Genomic DNA, 24,822 nt, shown 5'->3' on the forward strand with positions numbered 1-24,822 from the left:
CGCCTAACGCCGCTTTTTGCTGCCGCCCAGCAGCGACCCCATCAGCCCGCGCACCAATTCACGACCGATCTGATTGGCGGCCTGGCGCACTGCAGTTTTCATGGCCTGCCCCGCCAGCCCGCTCAGGAAGCCCCCTGCCATTTCGGCAAAACCGCCCTCTGACTTTTCTTCGGACGAGGGTTTTTGCGTCGCGTCCGATGCCCCGCCCTTGCGCGCTAAAAGCATTTCATAGGCTGACTCACGATCTATGGGCTTGTCATAACGGCCGGCAAGCGGCGAGCGGCGGATCAGTTCGGCTCGCTCGGCATCGGTAAGCGGCCCGATGCGCGATTGAGGCGGCGCGACCAGCACGCGCTGGACCCTCTCAGGCGTGCCTTTGTCCTGCAGCGTGCCCACCAGCGCCTCGCCAGTGCCCAGTTCAGTCAGCACCGATAACGCGTCGAACTCCGGGTTGGGCCGAAAACCCTCTGCCACCGCTTTCAGCGACCTTTGCTCTTTGCTGGTGAAGGCGCGCAGGCCGTGCTGAATCCGCAAGCCGAGCTGCGCCAGAATGGCGTCCGGCAGGTCACCCGGCGACTGCGTGACGAAATAAACCCCGACGCCTTTGGACCGGATCAACCGGACCACCTGCTCCAACCGGTCTTGCAACGCTTTGGGCGTGTCAGCAAACAGCAGATGCGCTTCATCGAAGAACAGCGCCAATAACGGCTTGTCAGCATCGCCTCGCTCAGGCAGTTGCTCAAAGAGCTCTGCCAGTAACCACAGCAGGAAAGTGGCATAGACCTTCGGCGCCTCGTGCACCAGCCGGCTGGCATCGAGCAGATGAATGCGCCCGCGGCCGTCGCTTGCAGGTTGCAGGATGTCTGCCAGTTGCAGCGCGGGCTCGCCAAATAATGCCTCGGCGCCTTGCTGTTCAAGGATCGCCAGTCGACGCAACAACGCCTGACTTGAACCTGTTGTCATCAAAGCGCTGTCTTCGCCGAGGACCTCGGGGTTGTCGCGCAGATGATTGAGCAACGCTTTGAGGTCTTTCAGATCGAGCAATAGCAACCCTTCCCGATCAGCGACCTTGAAGGCCGCGTAAAGCGCGGACTGTTGGCTGTCCGTCAACTCCAGCAAACTTCCCAGCAGCAACGGTCCCATTTCCGACAGCGTGGTGCGCAGCGGATGACCAGATTGACCGTGCACATCCCACAGAGTGACCGGATAGGCCTGGGGCTTATGATGGAGCCAGGGCATCCCTGCAATCCTTTCGGCGATTTTGCCTTGAGGTTCGCCGGCCGCGCCAAGTCCGCAAAGGTCCCCTTTTATATCGGCAGCAAACACCGCGACGCCGGCATCGCTGAACGCTTCGGCCAACCGCTGCAAGGTCACGGTTTTGCCGGTGCCGGTCGCGCCGGCCACCAAGCCGTGGCGATTGGCCAGACGCATCGCCTGCCCCACTGCCTGACCCTTCAGGTCAGCGCCAATAACGATCTGTTGTGAGTCAGGCATCTGTTCACCCAAGTGTCCCATTGATATTTCCGGCAGCGTCATGCTGACACCGACCGTCGTGGCAGCGCTTCACATAAACCCGAGCCGCCTCACCACTTTAGCGCAAGCGGCGTGACACTCGCCGAACGCGTCCACCGACGACCTGCAACCGAACATCTGTATCGGTAGATGGTCAACCAGAAGCACCAGACACGGACGGAGGTTCACTGTGCATATCGCTGACATGACCATGTTCTACGCCCCTGCCAGCGGTGGCGTGCGCACCTATCTTGACGCTAAACATCGTCGACTGGCGGCCTACCCGGACGTGCGACACAGCCTGCTCATTCCCGGCCCGCAAAGCAGCCATGAGGACGGTGTGTACCGCGTCCCCGCGCCGCCCGTGCCGTTTGGCAACGGTTACCGTTTTCCGATACGCGTCGGGCCGTGGCGGGATGCATTGCAATCGTTAAGGCCCGACCTGATCGAGGTCGGCGATCCTTACCTGACGGCCTGGGCGGCGCTGAACGCCCGCCGTCAGCTGGATGTGCCCGTCATTGGTTTCTATCATTCGGATTTGCCGCTGTTGGTGAGCAACCGGATCGGCGCGTGGCTAGGCGCGAATGTCGAGAACTACGTCAGCAAACTCTACGGCAACTTCGACCGAGTGCTGGCGCCAAGCGCTGCGATGGCGGACAAGCTGATCCGCCTCGGCGTCAAAGACGTGCATGTGCAGCCATTGGGGGTCGACCTACTGACCTTTCACCCTTCTCGCCGCGACCCCGGGCTGAAAACCGAACTCGGCCTCAGCGAAGAAACCCGGCTGCTGATGTTCGCCGGTCGCGGATCCAAGGAAAAGAACCTGCCAGTTCTGCTCGATTGCATGAAGGCTCTGGGCGCTGGCTATCACCTCCTGCTGGTGGGCTCGCACATGCCCGCTGGCGTGCCGGACAACGTGACCGTGATGGGCGAGTTCCGACCGGCCGTTGAGGTCGCACGCCTTTTGGCCAGCGCTGACGCATTGGTGCACGCAGGCGACCAGGAAACCTTTGGCCTGGTGGTGATCGAAGCCATGGCCAGCGGTATCCCGGTGGTAGCGGTAGAGGCAGGGGCATTCCGCGAGATCATTCCCGAGCGTTGCGGATTGCTCTGCGAACCCAACCACCCGATTGCAATGGCCGCCGCGGTTCGTCAATTGTTCAGCACGGATGTCGCAGCGAGAGGTGCGGATGCGCGGCGTCATGTCGAGGCGCATTACGCGTGGGATAACGTAGTCAACGGCCTGCTTGGCCATTATCGGGCAGTGCTTGGCGCCCATCAGCCGGTCTACGCTCATGGTTGAACACTCTATAAATGCACAGCGCAGCGTGATGCTGGTCCTTCATGACGTGGCACCCCAGACCTGGCCGGATTACCGCCCCTTTGTGGAAGCCGTCGATGCGATGGGCAATATCCCTATCACTTGGCTGGTGGTGCCTGATTTCCACAAGCAGGACCGAATCGACGCCAATCCTGACTTTCAGCGGTTGATGCGCCGGCGTCTGGCCCGAGGCGATGAGTTGGCGCTGCACGGCTATTACCATTGCGACGACAGCCCTCCTCCGCGAACCCCTCAAGGCTTCTTCATGCGGCGTATTTACACATGGGAAGGCGAGTTCTATACCCTGACCGAGCAACAAGCGTTGCAGCGACTCGAAGCCGGCATCGAAGTGTTCACGCGCAATGAATGGCCGCTCCACGGATTCGTCGCCCCTGCGTGGCTGATGAGCGACGGCACACGCAATGCGCTGCGAAAACTGCCTTTGGACTACACAAGTGATGCCCAACACTTGTATCGTTTGCCGGACTTTTCCCGGATCGATGCGCCGGGTATCGTCTGGAGCGCTCGCAGTGCCTGGCGCCGAGGCGTATCAAAAATCATCAGCGATCATCGCGAGGCTCATTTGCAAAACGCCGCAACGCTCCGTCTGGGGCTTCACCCCGTCGACATGCGCCATGAATTCTCTCGCCGTTACTGGCTGCAAGTCCTTGAGCGTCTGCTGGATAAAGGCCGCAAGCCGATGACCAAATTTGCGTGGCTGCAGGCCTTGAATGTCTCCAGGTCCGTGGCGTGAGGCGATTAGGCTGGCTCGCAGCAGCGCTGATTCTCGCCCTGCTCATTCCGTTTTTCATGGGCGGGGCGGACATGTTCCACCGCCTGCGCAACTTTCCGATCCTGCTGCTCATCGGCATGTTCGCCATGGTCTTGGTGGGCTGGTGCATGAACACCATGCGCCTGCGCCTGCTGCTCGGCGACAGCGCAAGCGGGCTCGGCTTGCGCAAAAGCCTGGCGGTGGTGATGGCGACCGAGTTCGCGTATTGCGCCACGCCAGGGGGCAGCGGAGCGCCACTGACGCTGGTCGCGTTGCTCTCGCGCAGCGGCATTGGGCCTGCGAAAAGCACGGCGGCCTTCGCCACTGATCAGCTGATGGACCTGGTGTTCTTCCTGATGGCGCTGATCGGCATTCTGATTTATGCCGTGTTCCATAAACTTAGCGAAAACCTCGAATGGATGCTGATAGCGAGCGCGCTATTGATCGGTGCCGGACTCTGCGCTTGCGCCGGTTTCGCGCGGTATCACCGACGAATCATTCTGTTCAACGGTCGCGTACTCAAACGCTTGAAGCGCAAAAACAGTACGCGCATACGATGGGCGCGCAAGCTGCTGCATTTTCGGGACGCACTGGCTGAAACCTGGAAGATGCCCCACCGCATCCTGTTTCAGGTATTTGCATTGACCTGCGTTCACTGGAGTTTGCGTTACAGCGTGCTTTACCTGGCGCTGCAGGGGTTAAGCGCCAATATCGATTGGGCGTGGACGTTTCTGGTGCAGATGCTGTCGCTGAGTGCCGGGCAATTCAGCCTTTCACCGGGTGGGGCCGGCGCCGCTGAACTGACCTCCGCCGCCCTGCTGGCGCCGATGGTTGGCAAGTCGACGGCCGCTGCCGCGATCCTGATCTGGCGGATCGTTACTTATTACTTTTATCTGGTGGCGGGCGGGCCGGTATTCCTGCTGATGGTGGGGCGGCCGTTGCTGCACAAGCTACTGCGGATCAAGGCCGCCTGACTGTTCGTCTGGCTCTGCCGGCATCAGCTGCTTCCACAACGCTTCGGCCCCCTCGAATTCGGCGCCGTCCTGCGCCGTCATCGCATCGACGTCGTAACGACTCAGGCAGCCCTCCCCTACGGTCGGCGGGGCTTTGGAGGTGGCCTTGTCGAATGGGTTGCTCATATTGGATGCCCCTGCCTTTCAGTAGAACCTGCTGACCTGCCCGCCACCCGAAGCGCCGGCGCAAGTCCGGCGCAGCAATGCGGTTTAATCGAACACCACTGTCTTGTTGTCATGCACCAGCACACGGTCTTCCAGGTGCGCGCGCAGGCCGCGAGCCAGCACCATCTTTTCCACGTCCCGACCGAAACGCACCATGTTTTCGATACTGTCACGATGGCTGACACGCACCACGTCCTGCTCGATGATAGGACCGGCGTCCAGTTCTTCGGTGACATAGTGGCACGTGGCGCCAATGAGTTTCACGCCGCGCAGTGACGCCTGATGGTAAGGCTTGGCGCCGACAAACGAAGGCAGGAAGCTGTGGTGAATATTAATCACCTGATGCGCGTATTCGCGGCACAACTGCGGTGGCAGGATCTGCATGTAGCGCGCAAGTACAACTACGTCAGCTTCATGGTGCTTGACCAGGCGGGAGACTTCGGCGAACGCCGGCTGTTTGTCTTGAGGGTCAACCGGCACGTGGTAATAAGGAATGTTGTGCCACTCGACCATGCTGCGCAAGTCTTGATGGTTGGAAATCACGCAGGCGATTTCGCAATACAGTTCGTCGCTGTGCCAGCGGTGCAGCAAGTCGGCCAGACAATGGGACTCCCTGCTCGCCATGAGCACAACGCGCTTCTTTTGTGCGGAGTCGGTAATGCGCCAGTCCATCGAAAATTCATCGGCGATGGGCGCAAAGGCCTGGCGAAAACCTTCCAGATCGAAGGGCAACGAATCGGCGCGGATTTCATGGCGCATGAAAAACCAGCCGCTGAGACTGTCGGAGTGATGGCTCGCTTCGGTGATCCAGCCATTGTATGACGCCAGAAAGTTACTGACCTTGGCAACGATACCAACACGGTCCGGGCAAGCAATCACCAGACGAAAAGTGCGCATGTGAAAAACTCCAGAACTTCGCAAAGGCCGCCATTCTAGCGATTACCCGAGAACTGTGCAGTATTCCGATGCCGCTCATTTGCGGCGGCAAAAAAGCGCACCCCACCGCCGATAATGCACAACTGCTCCGGCGGGGCACTGACGGCGGATACACGGCGCCAGAAACTGCACTTGTAAACGGTAGGGTCATTGCGATCTATAACGTGACATGTGTATCTAAAACGGGGTCGCGTCTGAGGCTATTTCAAAATGCTACAGATAAAACTTTTCTTAAATGTTTACTTGCGTAAACACTCTGATTATTATGCGGCCATTGCTCACGCCCCTCACATCACAACATAGGTCATCCCCATGTCACTGATCAACGAATACCGCGCAACAGAAGAAGCCATCAAAGAACTGCAAGCCCGCCTGCAGAACCTGCAACAAGACGACAAACTGCAGAAAGAACTTGAGTTCGAAGGCAAACTGCGCACGTTGATGGGTGAATATCAAAAGTCCCTGCGTGACATCATCGCGCTGCTGGACCCAGAATCCAAAATGAAGGCACCACGTGGCGCTGCTGCAAAACCGGTCGGCACCAAGCGCGCTCGCAAGGTCAAACAATACAAGAACCCGCACAACGGTGAGATCATCGAAACCAAAGGTGGCAACCACAAGACGTTGAAAGAGTGGAAAGCCAAGTGGGGCGGCGACGAAGTTGAAGGTTGGGCAACTCTGCTGGATTAATTCCAGGTAGGGCGTCCGCCATCGCGTAGAGATGTACGATCCTATTGAAGAACGCCAGCCCATGCTGGCGTTTTTTATGACTGTCCTTTAGTCACAGTGCCCGGTGGTTCAGAGTCCCAAGCGCTGTTTCAAATCCAGGGAGTATTCCTGCCACTGGGCGAGGACTTTGAGTTGCTCCGGGGTCGCTTTCAGTGAGCGCTCGACCAGTGCACGACTGAACGCCTTGAGTGTATTGGGCGCGCCGGCTTCGGGGTCACTCAGGCGCAATCGGCAAAACGCTTGCCAGCGTTGCTGTTCGACAGCGCTCAACGTTTCGGCAAAGTTGCGGGCGCGATAGCGGAAAAGTAATTCGGGCAACCGTGGATCGTCGAACGGCCAGACATCGGTGGCCAGCTGCTGCGGCTCTGCCGTTCTCACCTGTTCGCAGAGACGCCGGTCGCGATCATTGATGAAGCCGTCGTATAACTGTTGCTCCGGGTCCTCGCTGGCCGCGAAGTTCTCACTCGAATAAACACTTTTCAACTTGTCTTGCCAGATCGCTTGCCCGTCGTTTAACGCCGCCACTCGGGTTTTATAAACATCCATATCGATCTGCAGGCGCTGCCGATCTTCTTCACGCAGCACGCTCAGCGGGGCGATGACGGGGCACTTGTTCACATGCAAAAGTTTGAGCGGAATCGGTAACTGGCCGTCGAGCAGATCCTCGCGGCGGGTATATAAACGCTGACGCAAACTCTCGCCGTCTTCGTCCAGCAAAGGGCTGTGGTCATGAAAGAGGTCACATACGATCAACGCGTTTCGGTTGACCGGATGCCAGGCCAGCGGAAGTACCACGCTCACATAACTACGCGCGGCAGAAAACCGACCGGATATATGTACGAGCGGCTGCATCAATCGGATCTGATCCTGCACCTTGTGCTTGTTGCGCAACTCAAACAGGTAACTGTAGAGCTTCGGTTGTTTGTCACGGACCAGACGCGCCAGCGCAATCGTTGCACGGACGTCGGACAACGCATCATGGGCATGGCCATGGTCGATTCCGTTGGCCGCGGTCAACCGCTCCAGTTTCAGCGTGACCCGTCCGTCTTCTTCCGGCCAGACAATGCCCTCCGGACGCAGCGCATAGGCCGTGCGCACCACATCGATCAAATCCCAGCGACTGTTACCGCCTTGCCACTCACGGGCATAGGGATCGAAGAAGTTGCGGTAAAGACTGTAGCGGGTCATCTCATCGTCAAAGCGCAGGGTGTTGTAGCCTGCGCCGCAGGTGCCGGGCCGTGACATTTCAGCGTGGAGCCGAGTCATGAAATCCGCTTCACACAGGCCCTTTTCCGCGAGCCGCTGCGGTGTGATCCCCGTGACCAGACAGGCCGCCGGGTGAGGCAGGATGTCGTCACTGGGCTGGCAATAAAGATTGATCGGCTCGCCGATCTCGTTGAGCTGATCATCGGTGCGAATGCCCGCCACTTGCAGCGGGCGATCATTACGGGGATTGATCCCGGTGGTTTCGTAGTCGTACCAGAAGATGCTGGAAGTCACGGGCTGATCCTGAACAAAGACCGGTCGAGTCTAACAGATGCCCTTATGCGTCAGCCCTCACCGCCGCCTTTGGATCGCAGAGGATATCGCGACACAGTTTGTGGGAAAGTGACGGCGCTCAAGAGCAAGCAAGTTGTAACAGGACACTTCCCACGCATCTGCCAGAATCATCCGGTTGCTTAGCCACCTCCGCGTGGCTAGCATCAAACCTCTTTCACCGGCGTACCTTAATTTATGTCCCCCACGCGTGCAGAGCCCAGCATGACTGCCCCGCCGCCAGCGCTGGATACCCGCGTACGCATCGAAACGCCTGAAGGCATCTATCTCGTACTGCGCCCGGCCGGCGTCATCTCCCGCTCGCTCGCATTTGCCATCGACCTGATGATCCGTGGTGTCGTGCTCGGCACGCTGTTCTTTCTGCTGGGTACGCTGGGGGACTTCGGGACCGGGCTGTTCATGCTCGCGCTGTTTCTCGGAACATGGGGCTATATGGTGCTCTTCGAAGTACTGCACCAGGGGCGCACGCCAGGCAAACAGATCATGGGGCTGCGCGTCGTTCACGATGACGGCACACCGGTCGGCTGGGCTGCGTCGGTGTTGCGCAACCTGCTGCGTTTTGTCGACATGCTGCCGTTCGGCTACTGCGTGGGTGGGTTTGCGTGCCTGCAGCATCCGAACTTCAAACGCCTTGGCGATCTTGCCGCAGACACTTTGGTGATCTACCGGGACCTGCCTGCGCAGCGGCCGGCATTGATTGAAGCCGCTGCGTGTCTCCCGCCCTTACCTCTCACCCTGGAAGAACAACGTGTTATCAGCGCATTTGCAGAGCGGCTAGGCTCGCTGTCCCCCGCCAGAGCTCAGGAACTTGCCGCGATCGTCACACAGCCGTTGCAGCTGTCCTCCACTGCAGATCCACATCACCCGGTCCGGCAGTTGAATGGCATTGCTCACAGCCTGGTCGGTGCCCCATGACGCGGAAATCGGCATGAAGCAGAATCTGTTCGAGCAGCGCCATCAGGAGAGCTGGCAACGCTTTGCGGCACGGCTTGACGACTTGGAGCGCAGCCGCCGCAAAAGCGAATCTGCCGTCGGGTTCAGCCGGGAGTATCGACAGATCTGCCAGCACCTGGCGCTGGCGCTCGACCGCGGATACACAAGCTATCTGGTCGAGGAGCTCCAGCAGCTTGCGACGCGCGGCCACCAGCAGCTGTATCGCCATAGAAGCCACTTCGCCGTGCAATTGCTTGGCTTTGTCCTCGCGGAGTTCCCGCGTGCGGTGCGTGCCGAATGGCGCTGGGTGGCGCTCGCCGGGCTGTTGTTCTTCGGCAGCCTTATGCTCATGGGGCTTCTGGTCTACGGTTCTGCGGACCTGATATACAGCCTGGTCAGCCCCGCCGATGTCGCTGAAATGCACGCCATGTACGAACCCGCTGCACGGCGCATCGGCCTGGCCGCCGAGCGCACGTCGAGTACCGACGGGTTGATGTTCGGGTACTACGTCATGCACAACGTCGGCATCGCTTTCCAGACATTCGCCAGCGGTGTGTTCTTCGGTATCGGCAGCCTGTTTTTTCTGTTCTTCAACGGCGTAATGATCGGAGCGGTTGCAGGCCATCTGACGCAGGCGGGCCTTGGCAATACGTTTTGGCCGTTCGTGGCGGGGCACAGCGCCTTTGAACTGACAGGCATCATGCTGGCGGGCGCTGCCGGGCTGAAACTGGGCTGGGCGCTGGTCTCTCCCGGCCGCCTGCGCCGAAGTGAAGCTCTTCGCGGGGCTGCAATCATCAGCGTGCGACTGATCGGCGGCGTAATGATGTTCCTATTGATCGCGGCGTTTATCGAAGCGTACTGGTCGTCGATGACCTGGCCGTCAGCGGGGGCTAAATATCTGGTGGGTGCCGCGCTGTGGTTGCTGGTCTGCACCTATCTGACTCTTGCCGGACGCACGCCCCATGCGCCTGATTGACGCCAGCGTGGCCATTCGCCCCCGCACGCCCTGGGAAGCCCTGGACCTCGGAATATTGCTGGCTCAGAAGCACCGCACCTTGTTGATGCTCAGTTGGGCCATTGTCACGTTGCCTCTCTTCACGCTGCTGACGGTGCTGCTATGGGACTACCCCTCGCTGGCAATCCTCGTATTCTGGTGGCTGAAACCTGCGTACGAGCGTCTGCCGCTGCTGATCCTGTCGCAGGCACTGTTTGGTTCGGCACCTTCTTTGAAGCAGGCACTGAAACACTTCCCCTCGGTGCTCAAGCCGCAATTGATTGCAAGCCTGACCTGGCGCCGTTTCAGCCTCAGCCGCGCCTTCTTTCAGCCGGTGCAACAACTCGAAGGCCTCGACGGCCTGCCGCGTGCGCATCGCCTGGCCGTGCTCGGCCAAAACAACGTCATGATCGCGCGATGGTTAACTGCGGCGGGCAGCGCGATCGAACTGACCTTCTGGCTCGGACTGATGGCGCTGTTCTACGCGATGATCCCGCCGCAGATCGAAGCGGACTGGTCCTGGCGCAGCCTGCTGGACGTTGAAGGTGAGTGGAACTGGCTGGAGCATCTGACCAACGGGTTTTATGCTCTGGTACTGGTCGTCTGGGGGCCGGTTTATGTCTCGTGCGGGTTTGCGCTTTACCTTAATCGGCGAACCACGCTGGAGGCATGGGACATTGAACTGGGTTTTCGCAAACTCCGGCAGCGTGTCCTTGGCAGCGCGCTGACGATCCTTTTGAGCAGTTTTCTCACTGTGGCCTTGCTGCCCGTTCCGGCAATGGCGGACTTATCAGAGGCCGAAGCGGTTCCCGCCGAGTCGGGCTACAGCTGCCCGCTGCCCCCACTGGATAACCCACAGACCGACCTCGACGCAGCACCGCCGGATTCGCCGCGCCTGCTTGCCCAGCCCTTGACCAGCGAGGCATCACGGGGCGCTGCCCACTCAGTGCTGGAGCACCCCCCCTTCAAGAACCCGAAAGTGGAGTCCGGCTGGCGCCTCGCGCAGACCGGGCACCGTGCTGGTTCCAGGGCGACGCCTGACTGGATCGCGCAGCTTGTGGTGAGCCTGCTGAACGTAGGTAAAACCCTGTCGGCGGCATTCGAGGTGTTGTTGTGGTCGCTGCTCGTACTGACGTCCGCGTGGGTAATCTGGCGATATCGGGCATGGCTGGCGACGTTCGTCGGAAGAACTCCGACCAGACGTGCCCGCTCCACGAACGCCCCTCAGCAACTGTTCGGCCTGCAACTTCGCGCTGAGACCCTGCCGGCAGACGTCGCAGCCGCAGCCGAGAAACTCTGGCTTACGTCGCCCCGCGAGGCGTTGGGCCTGCTGTACCGGGCGCTGCTGAGCCGCCTGGTGACCGACTACCGCCTGCCTCTTAAAACTGCCGACACCGAAGGCCAGATACTGGCGCGCATCGCCGAACTCAACCAGCCGAGCCTCAATGAATTCAGCAGCGAGCTGACGCGGCATTGGCAGAATCTTGCCTATGGGCATCAAACTCCGCCTGAGCAGGCGCGGCACTTGCTCTGCGAAGGCTGGCGGAAGCTGTTCACGCCCGGGGTCACGGCATGAGTCGGCGATGGATCATCGGGCTGGTCGTTATGCTGATGTTGGTGAGCGTGGCCATTGCCAGTGTCCCCCTATTCAAGCGTCTGGAGCGCTACCAGGAAACCGTCGATCAGGGTCCGTCTCCCGAAGCACGAGCCAATCCTTACCTCGCCGCGCAGACGTTTCTGCGCAAGCAAGGCATGGAAGTAAAGAATGCCCAGACGCTGACGACCCTCCCGGAGCTTGGCAAGCAGCCGCAGACACTGATGCTCCTGGACTCACGGGAAAACATGACACCTTCCGAGGTCAACCGCGTACTGGCGTGGGCACGTTCCGGCGGCCGGCTGCTGTTTGTCGCCGAGCAGATATGGGATGAAGACCGTGGCAACAGCGGTGATCTCCTGCTGGATGCGCTGCAGCTTCGCCAATTCCTGTCCCGAGACCTTCAAGAACAGGACCGCGAGCGGCAGCGCGCCCAAATCAAACCTGTCATCCCGCTGAGCGTCCCGGAACTTCAGGCTCCGGAAATGCCCTGGCCTGAGCTGACCCGACTGTACGTCCAGAACGAAAACGACCCGGCGTACATGAGCTTCGATCCGGCATTCCATCTTGATGACCCTGAGGACCATGCGCGGTCGTGGGCCAACAGCGCCGACGCCACGCATCTGCTGCAGATGGTTTACGGCAACGGGCTGATCACCGTCGTGACCGACGCCGAGCTTTGGAAGACCGACGCCATCGGTGGATACGACAACGCCTGGCTGCTCTGGTATCTAAGCCAGGACAGCACCGTCACGATGTTGCTGCGCACCGACCACGACAACCTGTTCGGTTTGCTCGGGAAGTACTTCCCCCAGGCATTGTTTGTCTTGGCGCTGTGTCTCGTCACGATCGTCTGGCGTGCCGGCACGCGCCATGGCCCGATGGTGCCAACCCATGATCGCGGGCGACGGCAGCTCAGCGAACACCTGCGTGCCAGTGCCGATTTCATCCTTCGCCGCGAAGGTCACCACGCTGCGCTGCGCGCCCTGCAACAGGACATCTTCACTCGCGCCCGGCAACGTCACCCAGGCTTTGAAACGCTGGCGGTGACCGAACAATGGCAAACACTGGCGCGCATGACAGGTCAGTCCACCAGCAGCGTCGGCAAGGCGCTACGTCCACGGCCCGAGCAGCGCCTTTCCAGCAGCGAATTCACCCGTCAGGTTGCCTACCTGCAAACCCTCAGGAATGCCTTATGAGCGATCAACCGACCGAGCCGAGCCACGTCAGCCATGAGCTTCATCCTGGCGAGCCGACCCGGGATACAAGAGACGCTGAACCTCAAGCCGCTCCCACCAGTAATCCGGCGCAGCAGCGTCAACGGGCAATTCATCTGGCGCAGGCGGTGCGACACGAACTTCAAAAAGCGCTCATCGGGCAGGATGCTGTCATCGATGACGTGCTGACTGCCCTGATCGGCGGTGGCCATGTGTTGCTCGAAGGCGTACCCGGTCTGGGCAAGACACTGCTGGTGCGGGCACTGGCCCGGTGCTTTGGCGGCGACTTTGCGCGCATTCAGTTCACACCCGACCTGATGCCCAGCGATGTCACCGGCCACGCCGTTTATGACATGCAAAGCGAGCAATTCAAGCTGCGCAAGGGGCCGCTTTTTACCCACCTGCTGCTTGCCGACGAGATCAACCGCGCACCGGCGAAGACCCAGGCGGCGCTGCTTGAAGCGATGCAGGAACGTCAGGTCACGCTGGAAGGCCGCGCCCTTGCCGTCCCGCAACCGTTTATGGTGCTGGCGACGCAGAACCCGATCGAGCAGGAAGGCACTTATCCGCTGCCCGAAGCCGAACTAGACCGTTTCATGCTCAAGGTGCGCATGGACTACCCGCAGGCGGAGCAGGAGCTGGAAATGGTGCGCCAGGTCACCCGCTCAACGCGTTCCGACATGCTTGATGTGCAGCCATTACGCACGCTGCTGCAAGCCCGGGATGTGCAGGCGCTGCAACGAATCGCCAGCGAGCTGCCGGCGGATGACCAGGTGCTTGACTACGCCGTGCGGCTGGCACGGGCGACGCGCACCTGGCCCGGCCTCGCGCTGGGGGCAGGCCCGCGGGCGTCCATCGCTCTGGTCAGGGGAGCCCGTGCGCGAACGCTGCTGCGCGGTGGAGAGTTTGTCCTGCCCGACGACATCAAGGGCTGCGCGCTGGCGGTGCTGCGTCATCGGGTGCGGCTCGCACCTGAACTGGACATGGAAGGGACGACCGTGGATCAAGTGCTCAAGCAACTGCTGGATCAGGTGGCAGCGCCGCGCCGATGAAGTCACTGCTCACGCCGTCAAAACCCCTGCTTGGGTGGCTGGCCGTTCTGCTCGGCGTATCCCTGTTGCTCGGCGTGTTGCAGGCGCTTGGGCGAGGCCCGGTTGCAAAGCTGGATGGTCTTTTCTGGGTTCTGCTTTCGCTGCTGACTGTCGTGGCTGTGCTGGATGCGCTCTGGCTGTGGCGCCTCCCGTCCCCTCGGGTCAAACGCCATATGAACAGCAGCCTGGCGATGGGACGCTGGAGCGAAGTGCGCGTTGAACTGGAGCACGATTCCCCGCGCGCGCTTTCGTTGTCGCTCTTTGATCACGGGCCTTCGGAGCCGCACGCGCGCTACGAAACCGTGAATCTGCCGCAGCACGTCGTTTTGCGTCCGCAGCGCACAGCCCAGCTGACCTATCGACTGCGCTTCGCCAGTCGGGGTGATTTCTCGCTCGAGCAAACCGAAATCCATATCCGCAGCCCGTTACGCCTGTGGTTCTCCAGGCGCTATCTGCCAGATGTCAGCACCGTCCGGGTGTACCCGGATTTCTCGCGGCTGCACAACGGGCAGCTGCCAGGCGTCGAAAACTGGCTCAGGCAGATGGGTGTTCGTCAGCATCCACGGCGGGGGCTGGGGCTGGAATTCCATCAACTTCGTGAGTTTCGCGAAGGCGACAGCCTGCGCCAGATTGACTGGAAAGCCACCGCGCGGCATCGCGCGCCCATCGCCCGGGAATATCAGGACGAACGCGATCAGCAGATCCTCTTCATGCTCGATTGCGGCCGACGCATGCGCAGCCAGGACGCAGACCTGTCGCATTTCGACCACGCACTGAACGCCTGCCTGCTGTTGGCCTATGTGGCGTTGAGGCAAGGCGACGCAGTGGGTGTTTCAACGTTCGCAGGGGATAAGGACCGCTATCTTGCGCCCGTCAAAGGCGCGAGCCGACTGAATGTGCTGTTAAACCAGCTTTACGCCGTGAACGCGACCCAGCGTCCTGCCGACTACGCTGCGGCGGTGAACAGGCTGCTCGCGCGTCAGAAACGCCGCGCCCTGGTGGTAATGATCACCAACCTGCGGGACGAAGATGACGAGCAGCTGTTGCAAGCAGTCAAGCAACTGAGCTGTCACCATCGCGTGCTGATCGCCAGCCTGCGCGAGGGCGTGCTCGATGATCTGCGCCGGGCACCGGTGCAAACGTGGCAACAGGCTGTGGACTATTGCGGGGCGATTGAGACAGTCAACGCCCGAGGGGAGCTGCATGATCGACTGCTCGCCCACCGGATTCCGGTTCTCGACGTGCGCCCCAGTGAGCTGGGGCCCGAGTTGGTGAGCCGCTACATGAGCTGGAAAAAAGCTGGCGCGTTATAAAGCGCCAGTCCTCAAGCGGAGGCTTCCAGCGAGTAGAAACTGAAATAACGCTGCAACGCCTGGATCAGCACGAAGTATTCAGCCGGTGCTGTTTGCAAGCGAAAACCGGAATCGAACACCCGTGGGGTTTCATCTTCCTGGCACCAGAGGCAGCTCGCATCAATATCGATGTTGTACAAACCGTTCTTGCCGTCCGGTACCTTGAGGCGCAACTGAAAATCGGCCCCGACCAGAATGGGCAGATCACTGATCAGCATCAGACCCTGCTCCGACACGTTTCCCAGACAGCCCATCGGTCTGTCGGTGTACCGGTTGAACACTTGCAGGTAGTAAGGCAGTTGATGACGCTCTATTCGTCTTTCGTTCAGCATTCGGACACTCGCCCTGAGATGACCATTGAGCATGGCCGCGCTAGTGCTTTGGGATTCGCTCGCACGGAACTGCCAGACCCGTGTAATGCCAGAATCCATCATTGAAAAAACGATGACGTTCTCTGACTCAGCCGGCATAGGCAAAAGTCACTGCTGCCCATCCGATTTACCGATAAACGCAAACATCGCCATGCATTGAGCAACGACGGCATGCGCCACCGATGCTTAATACTTAGCTCCCTACCCATCGCAGCCTAGCTCAGGTTTCTCGGATATCCACCCGAAAACGTAACCGTACATCCACTCGGGTGTAACTAGCGTGACGCAGGCCGTGGCGTCGCGGGCGGCGCCAGGTTGTCGTGGCCCAGCTGATGAAGCGTATCGAGGCGGGCCTTGGCCCGGAACGCGTACTCGCTTTCGGGGTATTGAGTGATGATGAACTGGTAGGTCTGGACCGCGTCCATGTAGAACTTCTGGCGTTCCAGGCACTGGCCGCGCAACATCGAGACCTCGGGCTGCACATAGCGACGTGAACGGCTCTCCCGGTCGACTTTGGACAAGTTGTACATCACTGCGTCACAGTCGCCTTGGGCGTAGGCGCGGTTGGCATTGTTCAAATGGCTGTTCATCGCCCAACGGGTGCAGCCACCCAAGGCCAACAGCGCCACTAATATCATCACGATTCGCATGAGAGTCTCCTGTGCTCAGCCCTTGTATCGGCGTATCGACCAATTTCTTCAAGGCCGATTTGCGCCCCCGCACACCGCCCCGTGACCAGCGATTCGGCGCCCGGGTAGTGCAAACGAACAATGACTACAGAGCAATACAGTAGTAGCCTCTCGCTGCGCTTCATTTAAGGAGTTTGTGCATGACCGTTCGCCGCACCAAAATCGTAGCCACACTGGGCCCTGCCAGTAATTCGCCGGAAGTCATCGAGAAGTTGATTCTCGCCGGCCTGGACGTCGCCCGCCTGAACTTCTCCCACGGCACGCCCGACGAGCACAAGGCTCGCGCGAAGCTGATCCGCGACATCGCCGCCAAGAACGGCCGATTCGTCGCGTTGCTGGGCGACCTGCAAGGCCCGAAGATCCGCATCGCCAAATTCGTCAACAAGAAGATCGAGCTGAAGGTGGGTGACAAATTCACCTTCTCCACCAGCCATCCTCTGACCGAAGGCACCCAGGACATCGTTGGTATCGATTACCCCGATCTGGTCAAGGATTGCGGCGTCGGCGACGAGCTGCTGCTGGACGACGGGCGCGTGGTCATGCGCGTTGACACCCAGACTGCCGATGCACTGCATTGCACCGTGACCATCGGCGGTCCGCTGTCGGATCACAAAGGTATCAACCGTCGCGGCGGCGGCCTCACGGCGCCAGCGCTGACCGAGAAAGACAAGCAGGACATCAAGCTCGCCGCCGAGATGGACCTGGACTACCTGGCCGTTTCGTTCCCGCGCGACGCTGCCGACATGGAATACGCGCGCAAACTGCGTGACGAATCCGGTGGTACCGCTTGGCTGGTGGCGAAGATCGAACGCGCCGAAGCCGTGGCAGACGACGAAACCCTCGACGCGCTGATTCGCGCCAGTGACGCGGTCATGGTTGCCCGCGGCGACCTGGGCGTGGAAATCGGCGACGCCGAGCTGGTGGGCATCCAGAAAAAAATCATCCTGCACGCCCGTCGCCATAACAAGGCCGTCATCGTTGCGACGCAGATGATGGAGTCGATGATCTCCAGCCCCATGCCCACTCGCGCTGAAGTATCGGACGTGGCCAACGCCGTGCTCGACTACACCGACGCGGTCATGCTGTCGGCAGAAAGCGCCGCCGGCTCCTACCCGGTAGAAGCCGTTGAAGCGATGGCGCGGATCTGCGTCGGCGCCGAGCGTCATCCGACCGGCAAGACCTCCAGCCACCGCATCGGTCACTCGTTCACCCGTTGTGACGAAAGCATTGCGCTGGCCGCCATGTACACCGCCAACCACTTCCCTGGCGTGAAAGCGATCATCGCGTTGACCGAAAGTGGCTATACGCCGCTGATCATGTCGCGCATCCGTTCCTCGGTGCCGATCTACGCCTTCTCCCCGCATCGCGCTACTCAGGCTCGCGCGGCGATGTTTCGCGGCGTTTACACCATCCCGTTCGACCCGGCGGCCTTGCCGGCAGGTCAAGTCAGCCAGTCGGCTGTGGATGAGTTGGTCAAGCGTGGCCTGGTTGAGCAAGGCGACTGGGTCATTCTGACCAAAGGCGATAGCTACCACACCATCGGCGGCACCAACGGCATGAAGATTCTGCACGTTGGCGATCCAATGGTTTAAGCAGCACCGCAGGACTGAAAAAGCCCCGCCTCGTGAGAGCGCGGGGCTTTTTCGTTAATGCGGGTCAGCTCAGCCTTTCTCCACGAACACATCCGCCAGCAACTGCCCGCGCGGCAAGCCGGTGATGAACAGCCTTTTGGAAAATGCCTCGACGCTCGCAGGCGATCCGCACACCAGCGCGACCGTCTGACGGGATGTCACCCGTAACCCGCCAAGCAGCGTCGCAAACTGCGCCGTCTCGACCGAGTCCACGGAGAGATTCGGGTGCCGGTGCGCCAACTCGTTCAGCGCCAGGTGCAAGTAATGCTCCTGCGTGTCTCGCGCCAGGTGCAGCAAGCGGATGTCACCCCGATGACCCTGCCGCAAAGCCTCTCGCAACACGCCCCACAGCGGGCCCAACCCGGTGCCCGCCGCCAGCAGCAACAACGGCCGGTCCTGCCAGTCGGGATCGTAATGCAATGCGCCGCCGCGCAGCTCACCGAGGCGAACCGAATCGCCAGGCTGCAACGTACGGGCGACGTCGACGAAAGCACCCGTACGATGGCATTCGATATGAAACTCCAAAAACGGATCATCCCCCGGCACGCTCGCCAACGAGTAGGGCCGCGCGACGCCGCTCGCGGTCCACAGCACCAGATGCTGGCCAGCGCGATAGCGCAGCGCCCGCTCAGGGGAGAGGCGCAAGCGCAGGACCGATGGGCTTAGCCAGTCCGCCGCCGTGACCTGCGCTGGCAAGCCATCGTTCAAGGGGTCGAAAACTTCGACGGCCAGGTCGTCGACGACTCGGCACTGACACGCCAGTCGCCAGCCCTGGGCACGTTTTTCAGCGCTCAGTGCCTCGGGCGCGGCGTCCAGCGGTTCGCCCGAAATGCAGCGCACCATGCACGCGTGGCAACTGCCGGCGCGACAGCTGTAGGGCACCAAAAACCCAGCCTCGTTAAGGGCGTCGAGCAGATTGCTGGCAGGCGCGACCGACCATCGTCGGCCGCCTGCACGGACATCAGGCATCGGCGTAATCCCAGGCGCCGTGACAACGGTTGCGGCCCTGATGCTTGGCGCGATACAGCGACTGGTCGGCGCGCTGCAATGCCCGATCCATAAGGTCGCCGCGCTCGATCACGGACATGCCGATCGAAAGGCTCAGGTCCAGCTCGGGAAATTCGGGCAGCGTGACGCGGGTGAACGCCAGCCTGATGCGCTCGCAGCAATCGACCAATTGCGCACGCGTGCAGCGCGGGATCAGCAGCACGAACTCCTCACCGCCATAGCGCGCGAGGATATCGTCGGATCGCAGGCATTGCGCCGCGATTTTACCGAACATCTGCAGCACCCGGTCACCGGCCGCGTGGCCGTGAATGTCGTTGACCCGCTTGAAATGGTCAAGATCGATCAAGGCCAGCCCGGCGGTGTAATTGCCATCCATGTGCTCCAGCTCGCGGGTGGCAATGCGCAAGAAGTGACGGCGGTTATAGAGATTGGTCAGTTCGTCGGTGGAGGCCAGTTCCTCGAGCTGCAGCATCATCCCGCGAAGGGTTTCCTGGTGCGCCTGCAGGGTAATCCGGCGCTGATGCATACGGTTGCGCGAGTTCTGCACGAACCGCGCAAACAGGCACAGCCAGGAGAAAACGATAAACAGCGCACAGGTTTGAATCACGGCAAGGCCCGGATCAGCGAGTCGTCCGTGGCTGGCGTCCCAGAGATTGACGCCGGCGAATCCCAGCAGCGCAAAAAAAGCGCACCGGGCGAAGACACTGGGCCGCAAATGAAACAGACCGAACATCAGCACCAAGACGTACACCACCAGAAAGGTGCCGCGCGCGGACTCGACGTGGCTGATCAGAAACGTCTGCCAGCCCAGCCCCACCAGCACCTGGAACTCGGTCAGGCTGGGGTCTTTGAAACGCCGGTTGTATCCTCCAAAGAACACCAGGCTCAGGGCAGCCTGGCAGAAGAGCACCAGCACGCTGGTGCACCAGATGCCGAAGAAGGACGCATGGTAATAGCCGGTAAAATAGGCCATCCATACGAGCATCAGCCCCAGCACGTAGGTGCCGGTAGCAAGTGCGAAGCGTTTCAGCAATAAACGCTGGATGGTTTGGGCAGTCACTCGTTGACTCATCATGGGTATTAAGGATCCGTCCCGTACCGGCAAGATGACCTGTACTACTTCAAGCCACCAGATCAAGGCAATTCTGCGCCATGCGCGGTAATGCAGGCAGCTTGCCACTGTAGTGCTTGCGCCAAAAAATGACTATTCAAATTCCTGTCTACCAGACAGCCGTAACGATCTGTTTCATCCATGTATCACTCAGCGTGTCGAGCGATGAGGACTATTGATTCATCGCCGGCAGATGTACCAGATTGGGCCTCGGGTTATACTGCCGCGCCTTTTCAAGCCGACTGCCGATGTGTCGCCCGGCTATCCGACACCTGATCATGATGCAGGCGTCTGATATTAGCGGTACTGTCGCCACCCGCAAATCGAATGTTCCCGCCAAATCAGAGGAGCGCGCCCAATGACCGTGATCAAGCAAGATGACCTGATCCAGAGTGTCGCTGACGCCTTGCAGTTCATTTCCTACTACCACCCCGTGGATTTCATCCAGGCCATGCACGAGGCCTACCTGCGTGAAGAGTCCCCCGCTGCACGCGACTCCATGGCCCAGATTCTGATCAATTCGCGCATGTGCGCCACCGGCCATCGCCCGATCTGCCAGGACACCGGCATCGTCACCGTTTTTGTCCGCGTCGGCATGGACGTGCGCTGGGATGGCGCCACCATGGGCCTGGACGACATGATCAACGAAGGCGTGCGTCGCGCCTACAATTTGCCGGAAAACGTCCTGCGCGCCTCGATCCTCGCCGATCCGGCCGGTGCCCGCAAGAACACCAAGGACAACACCCCTGCCGTGATCCACTACTCCATTGTCCCCGGCAATACCGTGGAAGTGGACGTAGCGGCCAAAGGTGGCGGCTCGGAAAACAAATCGAAAATGGCGATGCTCAACCCCTCCGACTCAATCGTCGACTGGGTGCTGAAAACCGTGCCGACGATGGGTGCTGGCTGGTGCCCGCCGGGCATGCTGGGGATCGGCATCGGCGGCACCGCCGAGAAAGCGGCAGTCATGGCCAAGGAAGTCTTGATGGAATCCATCGACATCCACGAGCTGAAGGCACGCGGCCCGTCAAACAAGCTGGAAGAAATGCGTCTGGAGCTGTTCGAGAAGGTCAACCAGTTGGGCATCGGTGCCCAGGGCCTCGGCGGTCTGACCACCGTGCTCGATGTCAAGATCATGGATTACCCGACCCACGCCGCCTCGCTGCCGGTCTGCATGATCCCCAACTGTGCCGCCACCCGTCACGCTCATTTCGTGCTCGATGGCTCCGGCCCTGCTTCCCTCGAAGCGCCGCCGCTGGATGCCTACCCTGAGATCGTCTGGGAAGCCGGCCCGTCGGCTCGCCGCGTCAACCTCGACACCCTGACACCGGAAGACGTGCAGAGCTGGAAGCCGGGCGAAACCGTCCTGCTCAACGGCAAGATGCTCACCGGCCGCGACGCCGCGCACAAGCGCATGGTTGAAATGCTCAACAAGGGTGAAAGCCTGCCGGTGGACTTGAAAGGCCGGTTCATCTACTACGTTGGCCCGGTCGATCCGGTCGGTGACGAAGTGGTGGGGCCTGCCGGTCCTACAACGGCCACGCGTATGGACAAATTCACTCGTCAGATCCTTGAGCAGACCGGCCTGTTGGGCATGATCGGCAAGTCCGAGCGCGGCCCGACCGCCATCGAAGCAATCAGGGACAACAAAGCCGTTTACCTGATGGCCGTCGGTGGCGCCGCTTATCTTGTGGCGCAGGCCATCAAGAAATCCCAGGTACTGGCTTTCCCGGAACTGGGCATGGAAGCGATCTACGAGTTTGAGGTCAAGGACATGCCGGTCACTGTCGCGGTCGACAGCAAGGGCGAGTCGGTTCACATCACCGGTCCTGCCATCTGGCAGAAGAAGATCAGTGAGAGCCTGGCGGTGGAAGTGCAGTAAGCGTTTCGAGCGTTAAAACGAAAAAGCCCGACCTGCGTGTCGGGCTTTTTTGTGGGCCACGGTTGATTGTGGGCTAACCGCGCCGATCCAGCACATTGACCACCAACCGGTCCAGCCACCCCCACACCCGCTGTTGCACCCGCCGCCACAAGGGCCGGGATTTCCAGTCCTTCAGGCTGACTTCGCTGCTCACGGCAAAATCACGGGTGAAACTGTCGGCTACCGCAAGGGTAAGCGCCGGGTCGATCGCCTCAAGGTTGGCTTCCAGATTGAAGCGCAGATTCCAGTGGTCGAAGTTGCACGAACCCACACTCACCCAATCGTCGATCAGCACCATCTTCAGGTGCAGGAAGCACGGCTGGTATTCGAATATCCTCACCTGCGCCTTGAGCAAGCGCGGGTAGTAACGGTGGCCGGCGTAGCGAACCGATGGGTGATCGGTGCGCGGTCCGGTCAGTAACAGGCGCACGTCTACGCCACGCGAGGACGCACGACGCAGCGCACGGCGGACTTTCCAGGTGGGCAGGAAATAAGGCGTCGCCAGCCAGATGCGCGTTTCAGCGGTATTCAGGGCGCGTACCAGCGACTGCACAATGTCCTTGTTCTGGCGGGAGTCGGCATACGCCACGCGCCCCAGTCCCTCTCCGCCAAACGGCGCTCTGGGCAGGCGCGGCAAGCCAAACTTCTCCGCTGGCCGCCATGCCCGTCGCCGGGGGTTGGCGTGAAACTGCCGGTCGAACAGCATTTGCCAGTCCACCACCATGGGGCCGCGGATTTCGACCATGACTTCATGCCATTCACTGCTGTTCACGTCCGGGCGCCAGAATTCGTCAGTCACACCCGTGCCGCCCACCACCGCCAGCTCTTTGTCGACCAGCAGCAGCTTGCGGTGATCTCGATAAAGGTTGCGCAGGCCTCGCTGCCAATGGACAGGGTTATAGATCCGCAAAATCACTCCGGCCTCGGTCAGCCGTTTGCGCAGGCCGATCGTGAACGCCGCCGAGCCGAAGCCATCGAACAGGCAGCGCACAATCACGCCGCGCTGCGCCGCTCCCACCAGCGCCTGCACCACCGCTTCGGCACACGCCCCGGCTTCCACCAGATACAGCTCGAGTTCGATTTGGTGCTGTGCGCCTTCGATGGCGGCGATCATTCGCGGGAAAAAAGCCGGGCCGTCAATCAGCAGGTCGAACTGGTTTTCTTCGCGCCACGGGAAGATCGCACCCCTCATGAGCGAGTCGCCATGGCGATCAATTCGCAGGCATCGGTGGCACTTGAAGCGCAGGCAGGCGAAGAAGGAAGACGAATGGGCATGCGAACTCCAGAGGGTGCGATGGGCAACCCTATCCGCCTGTCTGACCGCTGGCAAACTTCAACGTTCTATGGCACTGGCGGCAACAACCGGCAGCCCTGTCGCGGGCCCTCCCACTGCGCAGTGCTCCCGCGGCCCAGCCCTGTGGCGGTGATGCGCTTGCTCAGGCTGTCTTCGTCAATCGTGCTGGGCAGCCACTGCTTGACGTAGCTGTGGCAATACTCCGCCGGCGCATTCATGACGAAGCGGCATGAGCAGTACTCCTTGGCGGTGTATGCGCTGATGATGCTGGGGAATACCTGCAGCTGCACGCGCCAGTTCCAGATCAGGCCGGCGATGATGACCAGCAACAATAAGACGAGACTGCTGAACGGGCGGCGTCGGATAAATGATTTGCGAGCGTTCATTTGTCACCCTCCCCGACTACAGCCTTCAGCGCCAGTTTCAGCAGTTGGTTGTGGTCATAGCTGCCGTCGCGATCGTCGGCGTATCGAACGATCACCAGCCCCGCACTCGGGATGACGTAGAGCGCCTGCCCCCAATGCCCAAGCGCGGCAAAGGTGTCTGCCGGCGCATCGGGCCACGGTCCTGCTTTGCCGTCCGCCGTGGTGTTCAGCCACCAGTGTCCGCCCGGTGCTTCGTCCGTCGGGGTCAGGGATTTGAACGGCTTGAGATTGAAATCAACCCAGGCTTGGGGCAGCAGCTGACGGTCTTGCCAGCGGCCGCGTCGTTGCATCAGTAGACCGATGCGTGCCAGGTCACGCGCCGTCATGTAGGCGTAGGAAGAACCAACGAACGTGCCTGTGGCGTCACGCTCCCACGTCGCGCTGGTGATTCCGAGCGGTTCGAAGAGTGCGGTCCACGGGTAATCGGCGTATGCGGTTTCCCCGACCATGGTTTTCAGCGCGGCCGCGAGGACGGTGCTGTCGCCGCTGGAGTAACGGTAGGAAGTGCCCGGCGCACTGGCGACGCCGTGCTCGGCGGTGTACCGCGCCATGTCACCGCGTCCGCGGGTGTAGAGCATCGACACCACGGATGAGTTGAGTGGCGCGTACTCATAATCTTCCTGCCAGTCCAGCCCGGAAGCCCAGTGCAAAAGGTCCTGGAGCTTGATGTCGGGATGAACATTGAACGGCGGATAAAACGTCGCCACCGGGTCTTCAAGCTTGAAACGGCCTTCGCCAAAGGCAACCCCGAGCACGCTCGCCAGAATGCTTTTGCTGATCGACCAGGTCAGGTGCGGGGTGTCTGCCTGGGTCACGCCGCCATAGCGTTCATACACCACTTCGCCGTTGTGAATGATCAGCAGCGCGTCCGTGCGCACGCCTTTGCGGGTGGCTTCGTCGCGGGCCGGGAAGGCGTAGCTCTCAAGGGCGGAAACGGCTTCATTTCGAGTAGTCGGTCGCTCGGACCACTGCGCGGAAGGCCAGGTTTCGGCGGCGGCAGAACAGCTGATGATCAACAGCGCGAGGGTAAACATCAGGCGGGTCATGGAAGGCTCTCGGGCGCGGATGCAAGCAAACGTAACAGGGAATAATGACAGCGCCTTGAACGAAAACTGAACGCCAACTGAACGCAAACCCCTGTCACGCAACCATCACCAAAGCTTAATGGTCGTGACACGGCCCCTCC

The 24,822-nt window shown here is 60.7% G+C and carries 23 protein-coding genes; 12 read left to right on the plus strand and 11 right to left on the minus strand.

Annotated elements, in window-relative coordinates; translation table 11 throughout:
* Positions 1 to 3: 3 nt before the first annotated feature.
* Positions 4 to 1,494: a helicase HerA-like domain-containing protein gene (locus LT42_RS15055; RefSeq protein ID WP_037017327.1), complete on the minus strand. Its 1,491-nt coding sequence runs from the start codon at positions 1,492 to 1,494 to the stop codon at positions 4 to 6.
* Positions 1,495 to 1,702: 208 nt separating this feature from the next.
* On the opposite strand from LT42_RS15055, the gene LT42_RS15060 reads away from it, so the two are divergent.
* The 3 genes from LT42_RS15060 to LT42_RS15070 are packed head-to-tail and all read left to right on the plus strand — an operon-like array spanning position 1,703 to position 4,579.
* Positions 1,703 to 2,815 (plus strand): N-acetylglucosaminyl phosphatidylglycerol synthase, encoded by a 1,113-nt coding sequence (locus LT42_RS15060; protein WP_420806902.1) that lies wholly within the window; start codon positions 1,703 to 1,705, stop codon positions 2,813 to 2,815.
* A complete protein-coding gene (locus tag LT42_RS15065; protein WP_037014504.1) occupies positions 2,808 to 3,587 on the plus strand; it encodes an N-acetylglucosaminyl phosphatidylglycerol deacetylase in 780 nt (259 codons plus the stop codon). Before LT42_RS15060 ends, LT42_RS15065 begins: the two co-directional genes overlap by 8 nt.
* Positions 3,584 to 4,579, plus strand: coding sequence for a glucosaminyl phosphatidylglycerol flippase (locus LT42_RS15070; protein ID WP_037014506.1), 996 nt, complete (start codon positions 3,584 to 3,586; stop codon positions 4,577 to 4,579). The genes LT42_RS15065 and LT42_RS15070 overlap by 4 nt, the downstream gene beginning before the upstream one ends.
* Here LT42_RS15070 and LT42_RS15075 read toward each other — a convergent pair.
* The gene (locus LT42_RS15075) at positions 4,556 to 4,744 is read right to left on the minus strand and encodes a hypothetical protein (RefSeq protein ID WP_037014509.1); all 189 of its coding nucleotides are present in this window, start codon (positions 4,742 to 4,744) and stop codon (positions 4,556 to 4,558) included. The two genes, LT42_RS15070 and LT42_RS15075, sit on opposite strands and share 24 nt — an antisense overlap.
* Before the next feature lie 84 nt (positions 4,745 to 4,828).
* Entirely contained in the window at positions 4,829 to 5,680 is an 852-nt protein-coding gene (purU, locus tag LT42_RS15080) for a formyltetrahydrofolate deformylase (RefSeq protein WP_037014511.1), read from the minus strand.
* Positions 5,681 to 6,031: 351 nt separating this feature from the next.
* Between purU and mvaT the strand changes: the two genes are divergently transcribed.
* Positions 6,032 to 6,409, plus strand: coding sequence for a histone-like nucleoid-structuring protein MvaT (gene mvaT / locus LT42_RS15085; protein WP_037014513.1), 378 nt, complete (start codon positions 6,032 to 6,034; stop codon positions 6,407 to 6,409).
* 108 nt (positions 6,410 to 6,517) lie between these two features.
* Here mvaT and sbcB read toward each other — a convergent pair whose 3' ends face one another.
* Positions 6,518 to 7,948 (minus strand): exodeoxyribonuclease I, encoded by a 1,431-nt coding sequence (gene sbcB, locus LT42_RS15090; protein WP_037014515.1) that lies wholly within the window; start codon positions 7,946 to 7,948, stop codon positions 6,518 to 6,520.
* A gap of 234 nt (positions 7,949 to 8,182) precedes the next feature.
* Between sbcB and LT42_RS15095 the strand changes: the two genes are divergently transcribed.
* Genes LT42_RS15095 through LT42_RS15120 form a run of 6 tightly spaced genes read left to right on the plus strand, consistent with a single transcriptional unit; the run spans position 8,183 to position 15,147 of the window.
* The gene (locus tag LT42_RS15095; protein WP_052075293.1) at positions 8,183 to 8,920 is read left to right on the plus strand and encodes an RDD family protein; all 738 of its coding nucleotides are present in this window, start codon (positions 8,183 to 8,185) and stop codon (positions 8,918 to 8,920) included.
* Between the two features lie 13 nt (positions 8,921 to 8,933).
* Entirely contained in the window at positions 8,934 to 9,914 is a 981-nt protein-coding gene (locus LT42_RS15100; RefSeq protein WP_037017331.1) for a stage II sporulation protein M, read from the plus strand.
* Positions 9,901 to 11,508 carry a DUF4129 domain-containing protein gene (locus LT42_RS15105; protein ID WP_037014519.1) on the plus strand — a complete coding sequence of 536 codons (1,608 nt, stop codon included), beginning with the start codon at positions 9,901 to 9,903 and terminating at the stop codon, positions 11,506 to 11,508. The genes LT42_RS15100 and LT42_RS15105 overlap by 14 nt, the downstream gene beginning before the upstream one ends.
* The gene (locus LT42_RS15110) at positions 11,505 to 12,725 is read left to right on the plus strand and encodes a DUF4350 domain-containing protein (RefSeq protein ID WP_037014522.1); all 1,221 of its coding nucleotides are present in this window, start codon (positions 11,505 to 11,507) and stop codon (positions 12,723 to 12,725) included. Before LT42_RS15105 ends, LT42_RS15110 begins: the two co-directional genes overlap by 4 nt.
* The gene (locus LT42_RS15115; RefSeq protein WP_037014524.1) at positions 12,722 to 13,795 is read left to right on the plus strand and encodes an AAA family ATPase; all 1,074 of its coding nucleotides are present in this window, start codon (positions 12,722 to 12,724) and stop codon (positions 13,793 to 13,795) included. The genes LT42_RS15110 and LT42_RS15115 overlap by 4 nt, the downstream gene beginning before the upstream one ends.
* Positions 13,792 to 15,147: a DUF58 domain-containing protein gene (locus tag LT42_RS15120; protein ID WP_037014529.1), complete on the plus strand. Its 1,356-nt coding sequence runs from the start codon at positions 13,792 to 13,794 to the stop codon at positions 15,145 to 15,147. Before LT42_RS15115 ends, LT42_RS15120 begins: the two co-directional genes overlap by 4 nt.
* An 11-nt stretch (positions 15,148 to 15,158) precedes the next feature.
* Here the strand turns inward: LT42_RS15120 and LT42_RS15125 are convergent, their stop codons facing one another.
* Positions 15,159 to 15,518, minus strand: coding sequence for a PilZ domain-containing protein (locus tag LT42_RS15125; protein ID WP_037014532.1), 360 nt, complete (start codon positions 15,516 to 15,518; stop codon positions 15,159 to 15,161).
* 314 nt (positions 15,519 to 15,832) lie between these two features.
* A complete protein-coding gene (locus LT42_RS15130) occupies positions 15,833 to 16,207 on the minus strand; it encodes a tetratricopeptide repeat protein (protein ID WP_037014535.1) in 375 nt (124 codons plus the stop codon).
* A gap of 179 nt (positions 16,208 to 16,386) precedes the next feature.
* On the opposite strand from LT42_RS15130, the gene pyk reads away from it, so the two are divergent.
* Positions 16,387 to 17,838: a pyruvate kinase gene (gene pyk, locus LT42_RS15135; protein WP_037014538.1), complete on the plus strand. Its 1,452-nt coding sequence runs from the start codon at positions 16,387 to 16,389 to the stop codon at positions 17,836 to 17,838.
* A gap of 69 nt (positions 17,839 to 17,907) precedes the next feature.
* On the opposite strand, the gene LT42_RS15140 is transcribed toward pyk, so the two are convergent.
* Complete coding sequence (locus tag LT42_RS15140) at positions 17,908 to 18,846, minus strand: iron-sulfur-binding ferredoxin reductase (protein WP_037014540.1); 939 nt, start codon at positions 18,844 to 18,846, stop codon at positions 17,908 to 17,910.
* Positions 18,839 to 19,945 (minus strand): GGDEF domain-containing protein, encoded by a 1,107-nt coding sequence (locus LT42_RS15145; RefSeq protein WP_037014547.1) that lies wholly within the window; start codon positions 19,943 to 19,945, stop codon positions 18,839 to 18,841. The genes LT42_RS15140 and LT42_RS15145 overlap by 8 nt, the downstream gene beginning before the upstream one ends.
* Positions 19,946 to 20,354: 409 nt before the next feature.
* Between LT42_RS15145 and LT42_RS15150 the strand changes: the two genes are divergently transcribed.
* Entirely contained in the window at positions 20,355 to 21,878 is a 1,524-nt protein-coding gene (locus LT42_RS15150; RefSeq protein WP_037014551.1) for a fumarate hydratase, read from the plus strand.
* 73 nt (positions 21,879 to 21,951) lie between these two features.
* On the opposite strand, the gene LT42_RS15155 is transcribed toward LT42_RS15150, so the two are convergent.
* From LT42_RS15155 to LT42_RS15165, 3 genes are all read right to left on the minus strand, one after another.
* Positions 21,952 to 23,109, minus strand: a complete 1,158-nt coding sequence (locus LT42_RS15155; protein ID WP_037014554.1) for a phospholipase D-like domain-containing protein — start codon at positions 23,107 to 23,109, stop codon at positions 21,952 to 21,954.
* Between the two features lie 149 nt (positions 23,110 to 23,258).
* A complete protein-coding gene (locus tag LT42_RS15160) occupies positions 23,259 to 23,597 on the minus strand; it encodes a hypothetical protein (protein WP_037014557.1) in 339 nt (112 codons plus the stop codon).
* Complete coding sequence (locus LT42_RS15165) at positions 23,594 to 24,682, minus strand: serine hydrolase domain-containing protein (protein WP_037014560.1); 1,089 nt, start codon at positions 24,680 to 24,682, stop codon at positions 23,594 to 23,596. The genes LT42_RS15160 and LT42_RS15165 overlap by 4 nt, the downstream gene beginning before the upstream one ends.
* Between the last annotated feature and the right edge of the window lie 140 nt (positions 24,683 to 24,822).

Source organism: Pseudomonas lutea (assembly GCF_000759445.1).
Lineage (GTDB): Bacteria > Pseudomonadota > Gammaproteobacteria > Pseudomonadales > Pseudomonadaceae > Aquipseudomonas > Aquipseudomonas lutea.